Here is a 19,476-nt window from a genome sequence, read left to right as displayed (position 1 = left end):
CCCTCGATCATGCTGCGTCGGTGGCAAGTCTCGCGAGAAGCATGTCGGATGCGCGCTGATCCGAGCGACTCGACCCAGGAGCGGACATTAGGCGGCACTCAGCCCTTTCCCGGAACCGACCGCTTGTTCATGTCGATCCGACGTCCCTTTAGAGCACTCCCACGCATCGGCTAAAGCCTGAGCTGGTGGAAGGTGCCGGCAGGCGAGCCGATCCCACTCAGAGTTTGCGCGTGCCGAGCGCCTTCACCATGTCCGGGTCGCGATGATCGAAGAAGCTGCTGGCCTTCTGGTCGAGCGTGGCGATCGCGGCGAGGTCGCCCTGATCCAGCGCGAAGTCGAAGATCGCCAGGTTCTCGGCCATGCGCTCCTTGCGCACCGACTTCGGGATGGCGGCGATGCCCCGCTCGGTCAGCCAGCGCAGGACGACCTGCGCGACGCTCTTGCCGTGCTTGCCTGCGATCGACTGCAACACGTCGTTGCTGAACAGCCCGTTCTTGCCCTCGGCGAACGGTCCCCAGGCTTCGGGCTGGACCTTGTACTCCTCCAGCGTCTTCTGCGCGTCTGCCTGCTGGTGGAAGGGATGGATCTCGATCTGGTTCACCGCGGGCGCGATCTCGTTATGCAGCACGAAATCGACCAGGCGGTCGGGGTAGAAGTTGCTGACGCCGATCGCGCGGATGCGGCCGGCCCTGTGCAACTCTTCCATCGCCCGCCAGACGCCGTACACGTCGCCATAGGGCTGGTGGATCAGCCAGAGGTCGAGATAGTCGAGCTGCAGCTTGTTGATCGAGCGCTCGAATGCGGCCTGCGCCCCTTCGTAGCTGGCGTCCTGGGTCCACAGCTTGGTGGTGACGAACAGCTCGGCGCGGTCGATCCCGTGGTTGCGGATCGCGTTGCCGACCGCCTCCTCGTTGCCGTAGGAAGCGGCGGTGTCGAGCAGCCGATAGCCGACGTCGATCGCGTCGCGGACGCTGCGCTCGCATTCGGCGGGGTCGGGCACCTGGAACACGCCGAAGCCGAGGATTGGCATCTCGACGCCATTGTTCAGGGTGACGGCGGGGACGTTGCTGGTCATGGACGGTCCTTCTCGTGATTGGCTCAGCGATTGATGAGGCGCTGGTGCGAGGCGGGATAGCGGTCGCCCTGAACCTCGATGGTGCCGAGCGCCTGCTGAATGCGGGTGAGGTCCTCGCTCGTCAGCACCACATCCGCACCGCCCAGGTTCTCTTCCAGCCGGTGCAGCTTGGTGGTGCCGGGGATCGGCACGATCCAGGGCCGCTGCGCAAGCAGCCAGGCGAGCGCGACCTGCGCGGGCGTTGCGCCCTTCTCGGCCGCGACCGTGCCGACGAGATCGACGAGCGCCTGGTTCGCCGCCATCGCGTCGGCCTGGAAGCGGGGGACGGTGCTGCGGAAATCGTCCTTGGTAAACACCGTCTTCGGGTCGAGCTTGCCAGTCAGGAAACCCTTGCCGAGCGGCGCGAACGGCACGAAGCCGATGCCCAGCTCCTCGAGCAGCGGCAGGATCTCCGCTTCCGGCTCGCGCCAGAACATCGAATACTCGCTCTGCAGCGCGGTGACCGGCTGCACCGCGTGCGTCCGGCGGATCGACTCCGGACCGGCCTCCGACAGGCCGAAATGGGCGACCTTGCCGGCCTGGATGAGCTCCTTCACCGTGCCGGCGACATCCTCCATCGGCACGTCCGGATCGACGCGGTGCTGATAGAACAGGTCGATGCGGTCGGTGCCCAACCGCCGCAGTGCCTCATCGGCGACCTGGCGGATGCGCTCGGGGCGGCTGTCCAGTCCTTCGGCGGGAACCCCATTCGTGAAGCCGAACTTGGTGGCGATCACGATCTGATCGCGGACCGGCTCCAGCGCCTCGCCCACGACCTCCTCGTTGACGCCGGGGCCATAAGCTTCGGCGGTGTCGAAGAAGGTCACGCCGCGCTCGTATGCCGCGCGGATCAGCTTGATCGCCTTGCTACGGTCTATCGCCGGTCCATAGCCGAAGCTCAGGCCCATGCAGCCGAGTCCGATAGCTGAGACTTCAAGGCCGCTACGGCCAAGGATGCGCTTCTGCATGTTCGTTGCTCCTGTAGCGGCCGCGTCAGCCGCGATATTGTTCGTCGGTGACGTGCTCGAGCCAGTCGACGACCTTGCCGTCCTTCATCTCGGCGAGGGCGACGTGGCTCATGGCGCGGCCCGGCGCGGCACCATGCCAGTGCTTCTCGTCCGGCTCGAACCAGACGATGTCGCCGGGGCGGACCTCCTCGACCGGTCCGCCATCGCGCTGCACGCGCCCAAGTCCCGCGACGACCAGCAGCGTCTGTCCGAGCGGATGCGTGTGCCACGCGGTGCGCGCACCGGGCTCGAACGTCACCGTCGCGCCGCTGAGCGCGCCGCTGCCGTGAACGGCGCGTCGATCCTCACCTGTCCGGTGAACCATTCGGCGGGACCGCCCGCCGACGCCTGAGTGCCGCTGCGCTTGATTTTCATGGGTCGTCTCCTTCGAACAATCATCTAGGCCCGACTATGCCATGCGATTAGCCGCTAGGATCGGCATGAACCTATGCGTATGATTCACGAATGCAGCGCGACGATCTCATCGACCTGAACGCCTTCATGGCTGTCGCCGAAGAGCGCAGCTTCACCCGGGCGGCCGCGAAGCTCGGCACCTCGCAGTCGGCGCTCAGCCACGCCATGCGCAGGCTGGAGGTACGTGTCGGCGTGCGGCTGCTAACCCGCACGACCCGCAGCGTAGCCCCGACCGACGCGGGCGAGCGCTTGCTCGCTACCCTGCGGCCCTCGCTCGAACAGATCGAGCAGGAGCTCGCGGTCGTCGGCGCGCTGCGCGAGAAGCCGGCTGGCAATATCCGGATCACCGCCTCGCAGCACGCCGTGGACACCATTCTATGGCCCGCGCTGGCCAGGCTGTTGCCCGATCACCCGGACGTGCACGTCGAGCTGAGCGTCGACTCCGGCTTCACCGACATCGTCGCAGGGCGCTTCGACGCCGGCGTGCGGCTGGGTGAAGCGCTCGCCAAGGATATGGTCGCGGTGCGCATCGGGCCGGACCTTCGCATGGCGGTGGTGGGCTCGCCGTCCTACTTCGCCGGGCGGGCATCGCCGACGACGCCGCAGGACCTATCCGCTCACCGCTGTATCAACCTGCGCCTGCTGAGCGGCGGCGGCCTCTACGCCTGGGAACTGGAGAAGGACGGCCGAGAGGTTCGCGTCCGGGTCGACGGGCAGCTCGCGTTCGACAACATCAACCTGATCACCCGTGCGGCCGAGGCCGGGTTCGGCCTTGCTTTCGTCATGGAGAACCAGATTGCAGCACAGGTCGCCGACGGTCGCCTCATCCGGGTACTCAACGACTGGTGTCCGTCGTTCCCGGGCTATCACCTATATTATCCCAGCCGCCGCCAGCCATCGGCCGTTTTTACCTTGTTGGTGGAGGCTCTTCGACACAAGAAATCATAAGACTGCTCGCCACGCGCTGACTGCCTCGACCCACAAACGGTCATTCCGAGCGCCCTAAGCCCTCCCCGAAGCTGGACGCTCGTTCATCAACACAATCGTCCGCTAGGCTGCGTCTGCCGCTGTTGCCCCTGACGGTGTTGCTCAAGCCGCTGCCGACACCTTAAGGTGCTCGCATGGGGGAAGCTTCTGACGTCGAGCACTTTATCGCGCAGTGGCGCGACACGGGAGGTTCGGAGCTCGCGAACACGCAGAGCTTCATCAATGGCCTGTGTCGGCTGATCGGGGTCGAACCGCCGCGCGGCAGCCGCACCGATGACGCCTTGAACGACTATGTGTTCGAGCGCCGCGTCTTCCAGGACAATGGCGACGGAACAGTCAGCTTCGGCCGGATCGACTGCTACAAGCGTGGCGCGTTCGTCCTCGAAGCGAAGCAGGGCAGCGAGGCCGACCGCGCCGCTGCCGAGCGTGGCGAGGACGATCTCGACCTGTTCGGCCAGACCGCATCCGCACGCCTGAAGCGGGGCACCGCGCGGCGCGGTACGCCCGGTTGGGCGAAGGCGATGGTGCAGGCGAAGGGTCAGGCCGAGCGCTACGCCAAAGCGCTTCCGGCGGATCACGGCTGGCCGCCGTTCCTGCTCGTCGCCGACATCGGCTACTGTATCGAGGTCTATGCCGACTTCTCCGGCACGGGGAAGTCGTACGCCCAATTTCCCGATCGCTCGCGATATCGGATCATGCTCGACGACCTGCGCGACTCTGAGGTGCGCGAGAGGCTGGCGGCGATTTGGGACGCGCCCACCAGCCTCGATCCCGCCGCCCGCGCGGCGCGCGTCACCCGCGATATCGCGGACCTGCTCGCGACCGTCGCCCGCCGGCTGGAGAAGCGCGGCCACACCGCGGAGCGCACCAGCGGCTTCCTCATGCGCCTGCTCTTCACGATGTTCGCCGAAGACAGCGGGCTGATTCCGGAGAAGAGCTTCACCAACCTGCTCAAGGCCCAGCGGGCGGCACCGCAGCACCTTGAGCACCAGCTCACCGCCTTGTGGGCGGCGATGGATGCCGGCGAGTTCTCTCCCGCGCTCGGCGTGCCGCTGCGGAAGTTCAACGGCTATCTGTTCAAGGATCGCACCGCCATCCCGCTCGTTGCCGAGGAGCTGGAGGTGCTGATCCAGGCGGCCGAGCATCGCTGGACGGAGGTCGAACCGGCCATCTTCGGCACGCTGCTGGAGCGCGCGCTCAACCCGAAGGAACGCGCCAAGCTGGGCGCCCATTACACACCGCGCGCCTATGTCGAGCGGCTGGTCGGGCCGACGATCATCGAGCCGCTGCGCGCCGACTGGGCGGGCGTGCGCGTCGCCGCGACCGAGCTGATCGAACAGCGCAAGGTGGACGAAGCGCGCCGCACGGTGGAGACCTTCCATACGCGGCTTGCGCAGACCCGCGTGCTCGATCCTGCCTGCGGTACCGGCAACTTCCTCTACGTCGCGATGGCGCGAATGAAGGAGCTGGAAGGCGAGGTGCTCGACCTCTTGGTCGACCTCGGTGACGACCAGTACCTCGCCGAGCTCACCGGCCACACGATCACGCCGGAAAACTTTCTCGGCATCGAGATCAATCCGCGCGCCGCCGCCATCGCGCAGCTGGTGCTATGGATCGGCTACCTCCAATGGCACTTCCGCGTGAATGGCGCCGACCGTCCACCGCCCGAGCCGATCCTGCGTGATATTCGCACTATCGAGAACCGCGATGCGCTGATCGACTATGACGAGCGCATACTGGAGCGGGGCGCGTCCGGCGCGCCGCTCACCCGCTGGGACGGCGAGACGATGAAGCCGCATTCCATCACGGGCAAACCGGTGCCCGACGAGGCCGCGCAGGTGGAAGTTTATCGTTACGTCAACCCACGCGCGGCGGCATGGCCAAAAGCCGACTTCATCGTCGGAAATCCGCCCTTCATCGGAAAGGTTGGTCTACGCGCGGCTATAGGAGACGGGTACTTCTCCGCGCTTTTTGCCACGACTGATGTGCCAGAAAGCGCCGATCTAGTGATGCATTGGTGGAACAAGGCTGCCCAGATTGTACGCCGCGGTCAGGCACGCGCCTTCGGTTTTGTTACGACGAATTCTATCACCCAGACTTTCAGTCGTAGAGTTGTCTCGAAGCATCTCGACGCTAAGGACCGTTTGAGCATTGTCTTTGCCGTTCCCAACCACCCTTGGGTGAACGAGAAAGACGGCGCTGCGGTGCGCATTGCGATGACTGTCGCTGAAAAAGGCAGTTCGGAAGGCCGTCTGCTCCAAGTTGCAGACGAAACTCAAGCGCCTGAACGGGTCGATTTGGTGCTGCTATACGGCATGATTGGCGCGGATCTCCGAGTGGGAGCAGATGTGACACAATCTGCTCCTTTGCGCGCCAATGAACGAATTTCATCTCTCGGATATGCTCTATACGGGAACGGCTTTATTCTAACCGAAGAAGAAGCCAGGCGCTTAGGTAGAGGGCAGGACGACACAGTAGACAGTCTAATCCGGGAGTATCGGAATGGCCGTGATCTTACGTCAAGACCACGCGGCGTTTTTGTCATCGATGCCTTTGGCTACGATGAAACAAAGCTGAAACACGAAGCTCCTGCGATATACCAGCACCTATCCCTACACGTGAAACCTGTTCGAGACGCCAACCGCCGCGACTCCATTCGCGATAACTGGTGGGTCTTTGGCTGGCCACGTCCTGAGATAAGGAAGGCTTTGCGGGGACTAGAGCGCTTTATCGTTACAGTAGAGACCATGAAGCATAGGATCTTTCAGTTTCTCCCGAGCTCGATCGCACCTGACAACAAGCTGACTGTGATCGCACTGCCCGACGCCTATCACCTGGGCGTGCTTTCGAGCAGATTTCACGTCACCTGGGCATCAGCCGCGGGTGGCCGTCTCGGGATGGGCGACGATTTGGTATACGTCAAATCGCATTGCCTTGATCCGTTTCCGTTCCCCGCCAGTACTCCTGAGGCGGTCGCAGCCGTCGTCCGCGCCGAAGCCGAAGCGCTCGACGCTCTCCGCAAGCGCGTGCTCGCCGAGCATGCAGACCTGACGCTCACCAAGCTCTACAACGTCCTCGAAGCCCTGCGAGAAGGCCGCGTGCTCACAGCCGCCGAGCGCGAAATGCACGATCGCGGGCTCGTCACGCTGATCCGCCAGCATCACGACGCCATTGATGAGGGCGTGGCGGACGCCTATGGCTGGGGAGACGAGCATCGCGGCGGCACGCTGGACGAGGAGACGATCCTCACCCGCCTCGTCGCGCTCAACAAGGAGCGGACGGCGGAGGAGGCGCGCGGGATGGTGCGCTATCTGCGCCCCGAGTTCCAGGACCCCGGCTATCGCGCGCCAATCGCAACCACGTTCGACCTCGGCGAGGCGGTGGCGCCGGTCAGCAACGTCGTTCCCTGGCCTGCAACGTTGCCCGAGCAGGTCGGCGCGGTGCAGTCGATCCTCGCAGCCGCGCCCAAGCCGCTCGGCGCAGGCGACATCGCCCGCAGCTTTCAGGGCAAACGTGCTGCAACTGTCCGTCCGGTGCTCGATGCGCTGGCCGGACTAGGCATGGCTCGTTGCCTCAATGACGGGCGTTATGCGGCGTAGAACGTCGCGTGCAGGGGGGATGACCGCATGAGTTTCGACAGCACCAAAAACACGCTTGAGAAGCTGCTTGAACAGGTCGACGAAGGCAGCCTCCAGCTGCCCGAATTTCAACGCGACTATGTGTGGGCGGAAGAGGCGGTTGTCAGCCTGCTGGCAAGCATCGCCAAGGGATATCCCGTCGGCGCGTTGCTCCTGCTTGAGCGTGGCGGCGAGGTGGACTTCCAGCCCCGTCTGGTCGAAGGGGTCATGCTCAACAAACCAATAGAACCAGATCTGCTGCTGCTCGACGGGCAACAACGGATGACGTCGCTCTACCAAGTGCTGTGGAGCCCTCGCCCGGCACTGCTCAAGAACGCCAAGAATCAGAAGGTCGAGCGGCACCTATTCCTCAACGTCGACAAGGCGGTAGCAGCCGGCGTGCCCTTTGAGGACGCCATTGAAATCATGCCAGGCGACAAGCGCCGGATGAGAGACTTCGGTCGAGAGGTCGACCTCGATCTCTCAACGCCAGAGTTGCAGTATGCGGCTCACATGTTCCCGCTCGACCGTGTCTTCGACGAGGATGACTGGCTGTTTGGCTGGCGCGATTACTGGCGTGAGAGGGAGGTCGATACCCGCGACACCGAGAAGCTGTTCAAGCAGACGGTGATCAAGCGTATCCAGAAGTACGAGATGCCGATCATCCGCCTGCTTAAGGATAATGGGCGCGAAGCGGTCTGCACCATCTTTGAGAAGGTGAATGTGGGCGGGGTGAAGCTCGACGCCTTCGAACTGGTGACAGCGATCTACGCAGGGTCCGAGTTCGACCTGCGGCGCGACTGGTCGGGCACGCCGCAGGAGCATGGCCGACTGGGCCGCATCCGCAAGGCGACGCCAGATCACGGCGTTCATGCTTGGCTCGGCAGCCTCGACTTTCTTCAAGCCTGCGCCATCCTGCACACTCAGGAGCAGCGCGCCGAGGCAGCCGCGGCTGGCAAGCAGGGTCTCGACCTGCCGCAGGTGAGTTGCAAGCGCGAGACGGTGCTGGCGCTGCCGCTCACCGCGTATCGCAAGCATGCCGACGCAGTGGAGGCCGGGTTCGTCGAGGCGGGTAGCTTCCTCAACGAGCAAAAGATCCTGTGGGGACGTGACGTGCCCTATCCGCCCCAGGTGGTGGCGCTCGCCGCCCTGTTCGCGACGCTCGGCGCGACGGCCCGAAATGCCGCCTACCGCGACCGGCTAGCGCATTGGTACTGGGCCGGGGTGCTCGGCGAGTACTACGGCGCTAGTACCGAGACCAAGATCGCGCGCGACGTGCCCGAACTTGCGGCATGGCTGGATGGCGGGCCAGTGCCGCGGACGCACCATGAGGCGATCTTCCAGGCGCAGCGGCTCCACAGCCTGCGCTCGCGCGGCTCGGCCGCTTACAAGGGGTTCCACGCGCTGCTAATGCGCAGCGGATGTCGCGACTTCATCAGCGGCAAGCCGGTGGAGTTGATGACCGTCTACGCCAATCCGCTCGACATCCACCACATCTTCCCAAAGGCATGGTGCGAGGCGCGGGGCATCCCACCCCAACGCTACAATTCGATCATCAACAAAACCGCGCTCTCCGCCGAGAGCAACCGGGCGATCGGGGGCAGCGCGCCATCGACCTATCTAGCCCGGATCGAGAAGCGGCCAGGCGGCAGCGCGGAAGCCCTTGACGCGATCCTGCGCACCCATCTGATCGACCCAGAGCTGCTGCGCGCCGACGATTTCGATGGCTTCTTCGCTGATCGCGAGGCGCGGCTCGCGGCACTGGCGTCGGAGGCGATGGGCAAGGCGGTGGTCGGCAGCGAAGTGCCGCAGGAAGGCATCGCAGACGATGCCCTCGGGTTGGACGAGGAAGAAACGCTGGAGGAGGCAGCGTGATGGAACGCTGTGGTCAGCATCGATCCTGATTACGACCCAGAAGGCGACGCTGAGACGGGACTCGGCGCTTTTCAACTTCTGCCGTTCGTTCACCTCGGCAGGTTCGATGCGATCCGGGACATCGAAGGCCCGTCTGCCTCCAATTGTATGGGCGCCCAGGCGGCCTTCGGCAACCGTCAGTATCTCACGCGTAGCCTCAGCGGAACGCCACTTAGATCAGGTTGGATTCGTGCAACCAGTCATTGCTTTCAGACGCAAGACTAGCATCGAAGATGCACACCTCCCCTCCCAAACAGTCGACTGTATGGGGCTCGTACTTGGGCGCCACCGTTAATCGCGTCGCCCAGATTTCAGCGCCGCGGCGCTCAAGCTGCAGCCAACAGAACTCGTCATACTCCTTGCCCTTAGTCGACGGCTTCCGCCCGTTGATGCTAGACTTGATTTCGATTTTTACGTCGTCACGAAGCGCATCATATTTGTCTACTTCTGGGCCGCTCACGCAATTCCAACCTATTCTGTGAGTGACAAATAACTCTGCAAGAGCGCCTCGAAATGGTGCGTCCACCATCCTCCCCGCGAACAGCGCCTCTTGCGACTTGGATAGATGGCGAGCGAACAACTCACGCGCGTACTTTTGACCCGATCCTGGCATGTCCTTTCGGTACCTGGTAAGGACTTATAAATAGTTACATCAGCGCGCGTCCGTCTCTTTGGAGGCGGGCAGAATGAGCGTTCTCGAGTTCGACCCAATTCCAGCCGCTTAGACGACCTCGACTGTGGCCCGAAAGCCGCCGCTCGTTCAACTCCGCAGCACGCCACTTCAAGATGGCCGCTATCCCCTCTAGAACCGGAAAATGGGTTGAAAAGCACAACGACAGGTTCAGTCCACAGCCTGAACTAAGCGGACCTAAGCCGCCGCCGATCCGATGCATGCGGCACGGCCACATAACGCCCAGGCGCGAGCGGGAGCGGGTTCAAGTGACAAGGTCGTGACGCTGCGATGCCCGATGAGCCTCGATACGATGTGCCGAGACCTTCGGCGCAGAACAAATCAGGCTCAAAACAGATGGAGAGCACCGTACCGTCCTGCTAGACCGATGAGATGACGAAGGGCAAGGGCGCTGAGCGCGTCGGAACGCGACCGGCTGACGGCGAGCGGCGGGCGATACGGAACCTCTCCGCGCAATACAGGGTCGCCGCCACGCTCATCTACGATGCGCTGCTTTCTCGCGACCTCGAGTGGGTGCGCCTCGTCGATCCAGAGGCGGGGCGTCTCGACGACGTGATCATCGCCCGACCAGGTCGCATCGACGCCTACCAGATCAAATGGTCCGAGTACCGGAACGAGGTTCGCTTCCGCGATCTCGTCGAGGAGTCATCGGTGTCGGGCAAGCCGTATCCGGCCCCGTTCCGCCTGATGGCCGACGGTTGGGTCGCGCTCCGCGCGGCCCAACCCGGACGCAGAGTGCACGCCCACTACCTCATGCACGACGCGCCTACGGCTCGCGACGGAGCGACCAGCCCCGGAAAAGAGCGGCGTCTTCACCTGCAGGCGTTCCTCCGGCACGCCTTTCCCGAACGCGCACACTGGACCGACGTGAGCAGCCGCATCCGAAGGGATTGGGGACCGCTGATTGAGAGGGTGATCGAAGCCGTCCACCTGGAAGGTCGCGAGCTCGACGAGTTCCTCGCCGACTGCGAGCTAGATCTGGACTTCCGACTTCCCGGGCAGGATGGGCCACGGCGGCTGCGACGGAACGCCGACATCGAACTCCTCGCCGGGGCGCTTATGCGCCGCGTCTCCGAAAGCACCGGTGTCGTCGAGTTGCGGCCGGACGCGCTCCTGGCCGATCTGGCATGGGACCAGCGCTTCGAGCGCAGATTTCGACACGACTTCCCGGTGAACGAGAAGCTCTACCGGCCGATCGGGGCCACAATCGCGGCGCTGAATGAGGCACTTGCCAGGTTTGAAGGCGGCTACCTCGCCCTGACCGGCCCGCCGGGCGCCGGCAAATCGACCACTCTCACCCAGACACTGCGTTACCGGGAGGGCTTCCGCCTCGTCCGATACTATGCATTTGTGCGGGACGACCCACGGACAGGGCGGGGTGAGGCGGCTGCCTTCCTCCACGACCTGTGCGTCGCCATCGAGGACCTCGGGGTGGGAACGGCGAGCCGCTTCGAGGCGCTTCCCACCTCGGTCGATGAACTTCGTGAGAGACTGATCGAGCTGCTGGGCGAGCTGAGGAAGGCTGGCGGGAGGACCGTGATCCTGGTCGATGGGCTCGACCACATCGAACGGGAGCAGAACCCAAGCCGATCCCTCATCGACGAACTCCCGCCGCCCTCGGCGGTCCCCGAGGGTGTGTTCATCGTCCTAGGCACGCAGCCGGTTGGCCTTGAGAGCCGGTCGCCGGCGATGCGGTCCATCCGCCGACAACTCGGAGAGGACGGTCGCACGATCCGCATGGCGCCGCTTTCGCGGGGCTCGGTCTACTCAATCGTGCACGCGTTTCTCGAGAATGGTCAGCTGGAGCTCGGCGACGACGACCGCATCTTCGCAGCATCGGAAGGTCACCCGCTCGCGCTGGCTTACCTGATTAAGCGACTTTCGGGGCCGGCGACCGAGGCCTGGATGGCCCTGCGACACGGTGCCTCGGCGACGGGCGCCGACATCGAGGCGGAGTACGACGCCTATTGGGCGGGATTGGCGGAGGACCCGGAACTGAGGGCGCTGCTATCCCTCGTCTGCCGGGTGCGCGGTCCCGTATCCCTCGACACCATGGCCGCGCTCGGCGAGCGCCCGGTGCTGGAGCGCCTGGTGCGGACCGCCGGCCACCTCTTCAACCAACTCACGAGCGACGTCTGGGCGTTCTTCCACGACAGCTTCCGCCAGTTCCTGCTCCGGCGGACGGGGGTCGACGCGTTCGGACGCGTCGACCCCGTAGCGGCGGCCGACCTGCACCGCCGCCTGGCAGCTGTGGCAGTCCGTTCCGACCGGGACGCCGCCATGCGATGGCAGGCGGCTCATCATATGGCGGCTGCCGGCGATGCGGTCGGGCTAATCGAGGCGACGCGACAGGGGCGCCTTCGCGAGCAATGGATGGAGGGGCGCCCTCTCGCGGACATCCGGGAGGACATCGATCGTGCGCTTGCCGCCACGGCCGACCAACTCGACGTTGCAGCGCTTGCCGGTCTGCTGCTGATCAACAAGGAGCTCGCCGAGCGCGAGGAGTCGCTCGACCAGGTCGACCTTCAGGACCTGCAACTCGAGCTGACTGCGCCTGCCGACCGCGCTGCCAAGTTGATCCTCGGCAACGATATCCTCGTCTCCGACGGTGTCGCCCTGCGCTGGGTCCCGAGGATGGTCTCGGCGGACGACCAGGAGACCGCCGGACGCGTGCTGGACGCGGCCGAGCCGGTCGACATCCTTTCTGGCGTCGCGACCGCCGATCGCTCGGATGCCAAGGTATTAGCGGACTGGGCCCGAGGCGCGTGGATGGTGCGATCGCTCGGCGCCGTTGTGGCGGCGATCGGCCAGGTTCGCGGCTCGGTCTTGCGACGACCGCAGTTCGACGGCGACGGGGAGGCAGAGGATCCGTCGGATGTGGCGGAAGCGAACGAAGCGGTCAGGGTCGATGCGCTGCTCGCGCTCGGCACCTCGATCCAGGATGCGAAGGATCAGGCATCGTACCGCGACCTGCAGGCGATGGTGCGAGGTTGCGGTTACGGCGACATCGTCCTGCTCCGTCTCGACTTCCGGACGGCCATACGTTTCGCCGAGGGCCGCTCCGTGGTCGATGATCCGGTCTCCGCGATGGAGCGTGTGCTGGCCGCCGTGCCGCCTGAGGACGCCGACGATGCGGACCGGGCCTACTTCGCGGACGTGCTCGTGCGTCTCCCGTCTCTTTCGCACCGGGCGGCCGAGTACCTGCCGATGGGAACGACACCCATCACGCTCAAGTCGTTCAACTACAGTGACGAACGCCCGTTCGCCCAACTCGAGCCCCTGCTTCGGCAGGCACGCGCAGCCGCAGCCTTGGGCCGCCCGCTTGATCCGGCGAGCATCAGGGAGACCGACCAGAGCTGGGATCTCGGTCGCATCCTGTTTCAGCGCCAGGTGATCCTGGTAGGGACCCTCTGGGGGGAAGCCCTGTCAGGCCGCGCAATAGGTCCGCAGGAGTTCGTCAGGAGACTTCGACCGGTACTGGCACTACGGCGAAGGGATTGGCGCGAGGTCGTGCACTGGCACGACTGGAACACGGTCAACATGGCGGCCCGAGAGCTGACCGAGCGCGCTCTCGATGCCGCTTGGGCGCACGGCCCGGACGTCCTGCGAGCGGCTCGGGACGCCTTCGTCGAGGAATGGCGGTCGCCGCGGAGCCGCGATCAGATCGGCTGGCCCGACGACGCCAAGCGTCGGATCGTCATGGCATGCTTCTTCCTCGATGATGACGCAGACACCGCGGAGCGCCTCCTGGACGAGGCGCATGGCGAACTGGACGCGAATTGGGAGCTGAACGAAAGACTTGAAGAGCTCGAAGCGCGCGCGCGCGCGTGGCTCCGCTTGGGACGACGTGACCGAGCAGAGCGCGCGCTGCGCGACATGCATCGGCTGAGCTTCGGCATCTACCATCATAAGGATCGCCAGATAGAGGACTGGGCCGCTTGGGTGCGCCGGCTGATCCAAGCCGGGGCGAGCGAACAGGTCGTTCTCGACGCCGGGGGTCTCGTTCTCAGGCTAGCCGCGCTGCTCTACGACGCGAAGCGCGGGCGCGGCGCCTCCGACGCGACGGAGGACCTGCTTCACGCGCTGGCCGGCACCTGGCCGGAGGCCGCCCTTGCTGCTGGACGCTGGTTGCTGGATGAGGGGGTGGGCAACCGCGGGACCGTCATCGCCGCGCTGCTTGCCGCCGAACTCGAGTGCAGAGAGGCCGAGCGCGCGGCGGGCGGCCTGATCGCGGCCAGTCGGCTCATCCTGCCCTACCATGGCTGGAACAAGCGCCTCGCGGACGCACTGCGTCAGCTCTGCGCCTCACCGCTGAGGCAGGCACATCCGGTCGCCGCGGCCCTCGAGATCTTCAGGCAAGTCACCGCGTCGCGCGCTTTAAGCGGAAAGCACTACTTGGACGCGCTTGAAGGCATCGAGTCTACGCGAGTCGCCAGAGAGGTGGAGGAAGAGCCTAAGACTGCTGGTGTCGAATGCACCGACGGACAAATCCTGGATCTGGAAGCCTTACTTGCGCTGGCGGCTCGTCCCGGCGAACTGGCCGACGCGCTGAGCGGTTCCAAGCCGATCGGAGCTCTGGATTGGGGCAAGGTCGCGGCCGCGATCCTGGCGGGCGGCCCGGGAGCCGACCCGCGCCGAGCGGCCGTGGCCGTGCTCGGCCTGGCTGGTTCAGCGAGGCTCGCGGCGAGGTTCTGCGGGGGAGCTGCCGACTGGGAAGATCGGGCGCTCGCGGATGCGGCGCTCCGCGTCATCTTGGAGCAGGGGCGCCCGCAAGGCTGGTCGAAATATTATGATGGCGGGTCGCGTCTCGACGCCGCGCGATGTCTGCGCCTCATCGACCCGGAGCATGCGGACGCGAGGGTCATGCGCCTGTTCGTCGACGACTATGTCGGCCACGCGATGGCGCCGAGCGAAATGGTGCTCGGCCTTGAAGGCCTGATCGACGCTATGGCCGCTAAGCCCCCCGTTGAACTCGTATGGGGAGAGGTGGCGCAGCATCTCAACGCCTTGGCCGATCTCCAGACCAGCCAACTCACGCCACCGGACTTGTCGTCCGGCATTCCGTCAGGCAGGACGGCGCTCGAGCTACTGCTGCGCGATCTACGCGCGCTGGCGGCGTCACTCGCCTGGGACGCGAGGCGGGGCCTGCTCGACGCGATCGTGATCGGAGCGGGATCGGACGCCGTCGTTCGTGATCTCTTGGTAGCCCTGGAGGCGGACCACTGGCCGCTCAATTCCGCGTTGGCGACCGTCGCCTGCCTGGCTTGGATTCGGCCCGACCTGTGCGACCCGTTCAGGGCAAAGCTGACGGAACTGGCTATCTCGGAGTCCGCCGTCACGCGGCTCGCTGCGCAGAAGTCGCTCGAGCTGATCGGGCTCGCGCTGCCTCCAGCGCCCGCGAAGCCTCTGCCAGCGATGTATCGCCTTCACATGCCAAGGCCCGCGCAGCCCGATGTCTCACTCCGCGGCGAGGAGCTGACCCCGGGTGAACCGCTGCCGAACACGACTGATCCGATCGACCTGACCCGCATGTACCATGGCGCGCTACGCGCCATCAGTCGCCGGAGCGGCCACGAGTTCGGCGTCCTGGCAAGGCGCATGGCGACGCTGATGGTCGCTGTCGCGGAGCCGGCTGCCTGGTCAGCGGAAGCCGAGCGCTCCTATACCGACTCGACCGAAGCCGTCGGCCTCAAGCTCGATCATCGCCGTCCAAGGGCCCTCGTTGCCCAGCAGGCCTTCGGCCGGTTGTTGGCGGAGCTTTGCGACGCTGGTGAACTCGAGTGGCCACCCCGGTTCATCGAGTACTACCTTCTCGTCGCCGATCCGCCGGCTAACCTCGCCGTGCCGGCGCCGCGCCCCGAGTGGCTCGCGATCCCGCGCGGGAAGGAGGTCGGCAAGCATCCGGTCGAAGACTGGCTTGAAAAAGTCGGAGACGCCCTTCCAGCAGCGGACCGCAGTCCTGCCGGTGACGTGATCCTCGCGGAGTTGACGAACGTCGTCAGCATCGACGGGGATCGCGAGGAGGAGGACAGATTGTCGGTGATCGCCCACCGCGACCTCCCCACCGAGGAGCTCGAGCCCGACATCGCCGGCCTCCTGCACAAGGAGCGCTATGCTGCACAGGACTACCCAGAACCGATCGGGTTCGACGCCACGATCCCAATCACGGTCATTGCCGGTGGATCGATCTTCGCACATTCCCGCTACGTCGCGCTCAATCCGAGGATCGGCCACACGCTGGGTTGGCGGCTGGCCGACGAGGGGCTGTTCCGGTGGACCGACTCTGTGGGTCGCACGATGGCGGAAAGCGTCACCTGGGCTGAGGGGAACGTCGACGTTCATGATGCGGGAGGCCTGCACGAAACGGCCGCCGAGGGATGGTTGGTACTGGCAACGCCAGCGGGCTGGGAAGAGCTCCGACCGCATATCCGCTCATTTGCGCGCCATCGCGTGGCGAGGCGTCAAACCGGCTACTCTCGAAGCGGAGACCGAGAGGTCAGCCGTGCTCATGCAGTGGTGGCGCTGACGGCAACCTGAGAGCGTGTAGCGCGCCGGAAAGGACTGCAGCTCACGAGTATTGAGTTCAACGGCTCTAGACGGCCGCTGTGGCGCGCAACATCATGCGCCCATGGTAAGAATACCTTTCGCGGATTCAGCGTCACCGAACGACGATGCCACAGTTTTGGCGCCCCAAGCCCTACTCAGCCCAAAAATCATCCGGCCTCTGCCCACCACTCCTGCGGAAGCGATTGCGCGTAGCCAGCAGATGGGTCGCAGGATCGCGCGCTGGGACCGGAACGCGGCATTGTCCGCTCTCGCCGCGCTGCAGCTCGATCCGCGCCTGCACGTCCACTCGGTCCGGCTTTACTGGGCGAGCCGCCTGGTCGCCGGCTTGGCGACCGGCGGAACTCGACCGGGCCGCAGCGACCTCCAGCGCCTTCTCAACTCCGACTTTGGCAAATCCGACATCTCGCGGTTCGAGGACCCATCGGAGGATCTGTTTCTGCAAACCGTCTCGACGCGGCACGGCGACAGGCGGTTGATCTGCGGCACGTGGGCGCACCCGGCGTTCTACACCGAAACCCTGCTGGAAGCGGCGGAACGGATCGCCGACGAACGCGACTTGGAGACTCTTTCCTCCGCCCACGCCCTGCTGCTGCTCTCCGACCTCACCGCTGAGCGCGCCGGCCTGGGCTTCCGGGTCGCGGGAAGTGGCCGGCAGTGGGCCAACGTTCCCGTGCCGCCCGACACGAGGCTGTCGGCCTTGGCCGCCCACCCGAACTGGTCGGCCAGCGCACTCGCCTCGGCCAACCTCGAAGCTGCACTGCTCGAGCGCTTCATCATCGAAGGCGACGATCTTCCACCAACGATTGGTTCGGCGGCTGGCCGCGCCGCGCTCGACAGGCGTCCGCTGCTTCGCACGCCGACCGGTATCCTGCTCGCTGTGCCGGCCGCGATCAGCATGGCCGTGCGCGCGTCAATCGTCGACCACATGCTCGAGACCGACCGGGAGCAGGAGATAGGCGACGCGCTGCTCGCGGTCCAGGCCGAGCGTCTCGCCGAGTCCGGTTTCGCCAACTTGGAGGAGGTGCCGACCCGATGGATTCTCGGGGAGGCCACGCGCTCGCTGGTCCGCGAGGAGGCACCCGGACGCTACGTCCACCTTGAGCTGATCGCCGGAAGATTCTCTGGCTGGCGTGAGCCCGGGTTCGGCGACATGGCGCCCGCTGACCCCGAGCGGCAGGCCAGAATAATTTCATCCATGCGGTCCGCGAACGAGGCTTGCCAGGGCCGACCCCGCTTCGTGGCAGGTGTAACCGTCTACCTCATGGGAGGATGGGGACCGGGCGAGATCATTGACTTCCGGCGTCCCGACGACCTCAGCGCCTGGCGCTTCGCGGGCGTTGAGGTTACCGACGCGGTGGCGCTTGGAGGCGCGAAGGACGGCACGCTTACGGATTTCTGGAGGCTGGACGTCCTCGAGGACATGGTGCAGTCCGAAGGGATCGAGCTTCAGAACCTGAGCGGTCCGCTCAACCTGCACGAATGGTGGCGGCAGACGGACCACACGCTCGTGCCCCAAGGTAAGCGCGACCTGGTCCCTCCGATCAAAATCGCGATGCCGACCGACAGCCTGTTCGAGGCCCGCAAACGCGCTGCAGACGCGTTCGATCGGCGGGGCGTCCAACTGCCAGACGGCAGCTGGCGGACCGTGGGACGGCTCGACCCGATCGCCGACTTCGGCGTCCTCGAGCCGATCTACGCATCCTACCGCGAGGTTCGGCAAGGCACTCTTCTCGGGGCGGTGCTCGTCGGGTCATCCCCCATCTGGCTTCGCCTCGAATCGCCAGAAGTGTCCGGCCGCTTCAACGATGGCTACCAGAACTGGAAGGCGGCGCTCCACTGGATGTCGCTGATCGCCGACTTGGTGGACCATGGCGACGACGCATCGACCAAGCCGGTCATGATCGACCTGCGCCTCGAACCGATAGATGACCTGGCTGCCACCCTCCCGACCGATCAGGAGCTCGATGACGCCGTCGCGGCCGCAGCCGATTTGAGCGAGCGCACCGGCACCGTCAGCGCGTCCGCCCGCTGGCAGGGGGGAGCTCGGCGCGTGGACAATCGCGCCGAGATTGCGCTCGCTGCCGGGCTGCTAGAGGCGATCCAGCAGGCCATCGGCAATAGGATTGATCGGGCGACGGCAGTCAGCCGGGTAAGGTCTAAAGTGCCGTCGCCCGATATCCGCTGGCGGCACGCCTACTATCCGGAGCGCGTCGCGGACCAGCTCCGGCTGCACCAGGTCATAGGACGGAAGTTCAGCCCGGTCCCACGATCGGCGGTGTCCATCGTCAAGCAGGGCCATGCCTTCGGGGTAGGCTACGGCCCCGGAGCGGTCATCGAGGGGCGGGAGAAGTGCGCGGCCCTGCTCAAGTCCCTGCATGCGCGCACGCTTGAGCGCCTCCTCGTCTCCGTCGCGCACTACGACCGCCTGGAGTTGGTCACCGCGTCGCTGTCTCTGCTTCAGGCGAGCATCGCCGACGAGCAGCATTGGGCCGTCACGGCGCGGGCGCTCCGCGGGATCCACGGCGCCGACGCCGACGGCAAGGTCAGCCTCGAGCATCGTAACGCCACGAACGCAAATCTGCGCGCGTGCGCGATGCTCGCCGAAGTGGCGGCATCCCACGCGCCGGCGGAAGGCGGAAGCCCGGTCGGCGTAATGGACCTCGATGAACTGCGAGCCGTCGCGCTCCAGCACTTCGGCTACTGCGAGCTCCTGCCGGCGCTGATGGGCGACAGGCTCACGCCCCGCCTCGTCATCAGCCCGACGGGCGACCTTCTCTACGACCATAGCTTCGGCATGAACACGCTAACACCGAGCTCCACCATCATGCATGCGGAATCGCGTGAGCGGGACATCGAGCGGTACCAAGAAAGGATGGCCAACCCGCGCGAGGACCGCGGATCGCTCGAGCCCGAACTTGTCCACGCGCTTGAGGCCGAGTTCCACTGCTCCATGCGGACCTTCGGCGACCTGAGCGCCGCCACATGCGATCTCGCAATCGCGGATCACCGCGACGTGATAATCCTCCGGCGTTCGGAGCTCGTCCAACGGCTCACAACCTTAGGTTTCGGCGAGGGCGAGGCAGTCAAGCTGTTGATTTCTGCTGAGAGCTGACCCGGGGTTTCCGTTGAGGGGTGACCCGGTCGTGCGGGACTATGCCACGCTTG

9 protein-coding genes are annotated in these 19,476 nt (G+C 65.4%); 5 read left to right on the top strand and 4 right to left on the bottom strand.

Annotated elements, in window-relative coordinates:
* Positions 1 to 217 precede the first annotated feature (217 nt).
* The 3 genes from HUU95_RS00820 to HUU95_RS00810 are packed head-to-tail and all read right to left on the bottom strand — an operon-like array spanning position 218 to position 2,380.
* Positions 218 to 1,075, bottom strand: coding sequence for an aldo/keto reductase (locus HUU95_RS00820; protein ID WP_174278344.1), 858 nt, complete (start codon positions 1,073 to 1,075; stop codon positions 218 to 220).
* Positions 1,076 to 1,098: 23 nt separating this feature from the next.
* Positions 1,099 to 2,082, bottom strand: coding sequence for an aldo/keto reductase (locus HUU95_RS00815; protein WP_174278343.1), 984 nt, complete (start codon positions 2,080 to 2,082; stop codon positions 1,099 to 1,101).
* A gap of 25 nt (positions 2,083 to 2,107) precedes the next feature.
* On the bottom strand, positions 2,108 to 2,380 hold the full coding sequence (locus HUU95_RS00810) for a (R)-mandelonitrile lyase (RefSeq protein WP_368039786.1): 273 nt from the start codon (positions 2,378 to 2,380) through the stop codon (positions 2,108 to 2,110).
* 206 nt (positions 2,381 to 2,586) lie between these two features.
* Between HUU95_RS00810 and HUU95_RS00805 the strand changes: the two genes are divergently transcribed.
* The 3 genes from HUU95_RS00805 to HUU95_RS00795 all read left to right on the top strand — a co-directional run bounded on the left by HUU95_RS00805 (position 2,587) and on the right by HUU95_RS00795 (position 9,014).
* Complete coding sequence (locus HUU95_RS00805) at positions 2,587 to 3,483, top strand: LysR family transcriptional regulator (protein WP_174278342.1); 897 nt, start codon at positions 2,587 to 2,589, stop codon at positions 3,481 to 3,483.
* A 173-nt stretch (positions 3,484 to 3,656) separates the two neighbouring features.
* Complete coding sequence (locus HUU95_RS00800; protein ID WP_174278341.1) at positions 3,657 to 7,121, top strand: class I SAM-dependent DNA methyltransferase; 3,465 nt, start codon at positions 3,657 to 3,659, stop codon at positions 7,119 to 7,121.
* A 27-nt stretch (positions 7,122 to 7,148) separates the two neighbouring features.
* The gene (locus tag HUU95_RS00795) at positions 7,149 to 9,014 is read left to right on the top strand and encodes a GmrSD restriction endonuclease domain-containing protein (RefSeq protein WP_174278340.1); all 1,866 of its coding nucleotides are present in this window, start codon (positions 7,149 to 7,151) and stop codon (positions 9,012 to 9,014) included.
* A 211-nt stretch (positions 9,015 to 9,225) separates the two neighbouring features.
* On the opposite strand, the gene HUU95_RS00790 is transcribed toward HUU95_RS00795, so the two are convergent.
* Positions 9,226 to 9,513, bottom strand: coding sequence for a hypothetical protein (locus HUU95_RS00790; RefSeq protein WP_174278339.1), 288 nt, complete (start codon positions 9,511 to 9,513; stop codon positions 9,226 to 9,228).
* Between the two features lie 603 nt (positions 9,514 to 10,116).
* Here HUU95_RS00790 and HUU95_RS00785 point away from each other — a divergent pair.
* Both HUU95_RS00785 and HUU95_RS00780 read left to right on the top strand, forming a co-directional pair.
* Complete coding sequence (locus HUU95_RS00785) at positions 10,117 to 16,281, top strand: ATP-binding protein (RefSeq protein ID WP_174278338.1); 6,165 nt, start codon at positions 10,117 to 10,119, stop codon at positions 16,279 to 16,281.
* Positions 16,282 to 16,510: 229 nt separating this feature from the next.
* A complete protein-coding gene (locus HUU95_RS00780; RefSeq protein WP_174278337.1) occupies positions 16,511 to 19,423 on the top strand; it encodes a hypothetical protein in 2,913 nt (970 codons plus the stop codon).
* The last annotated feature ends 53 nt before the right edge of the window (positions 19,424 to 19,476 follow it).

The organism is Sphingomonas bacterium, assembly GCF_903643065.1.
In the GTDB taxonomy this organism is placed as follows: Bacteria; Pseudomonadota; Alphaproteobacteria; order Sphingomonadales; family Sphingomonadaceae; genus Sphingomonas.
Note: the sequence above shows the minus strand (reverse complement) of the source record. Positions and strands in the feature narration are given on the sequence as shown.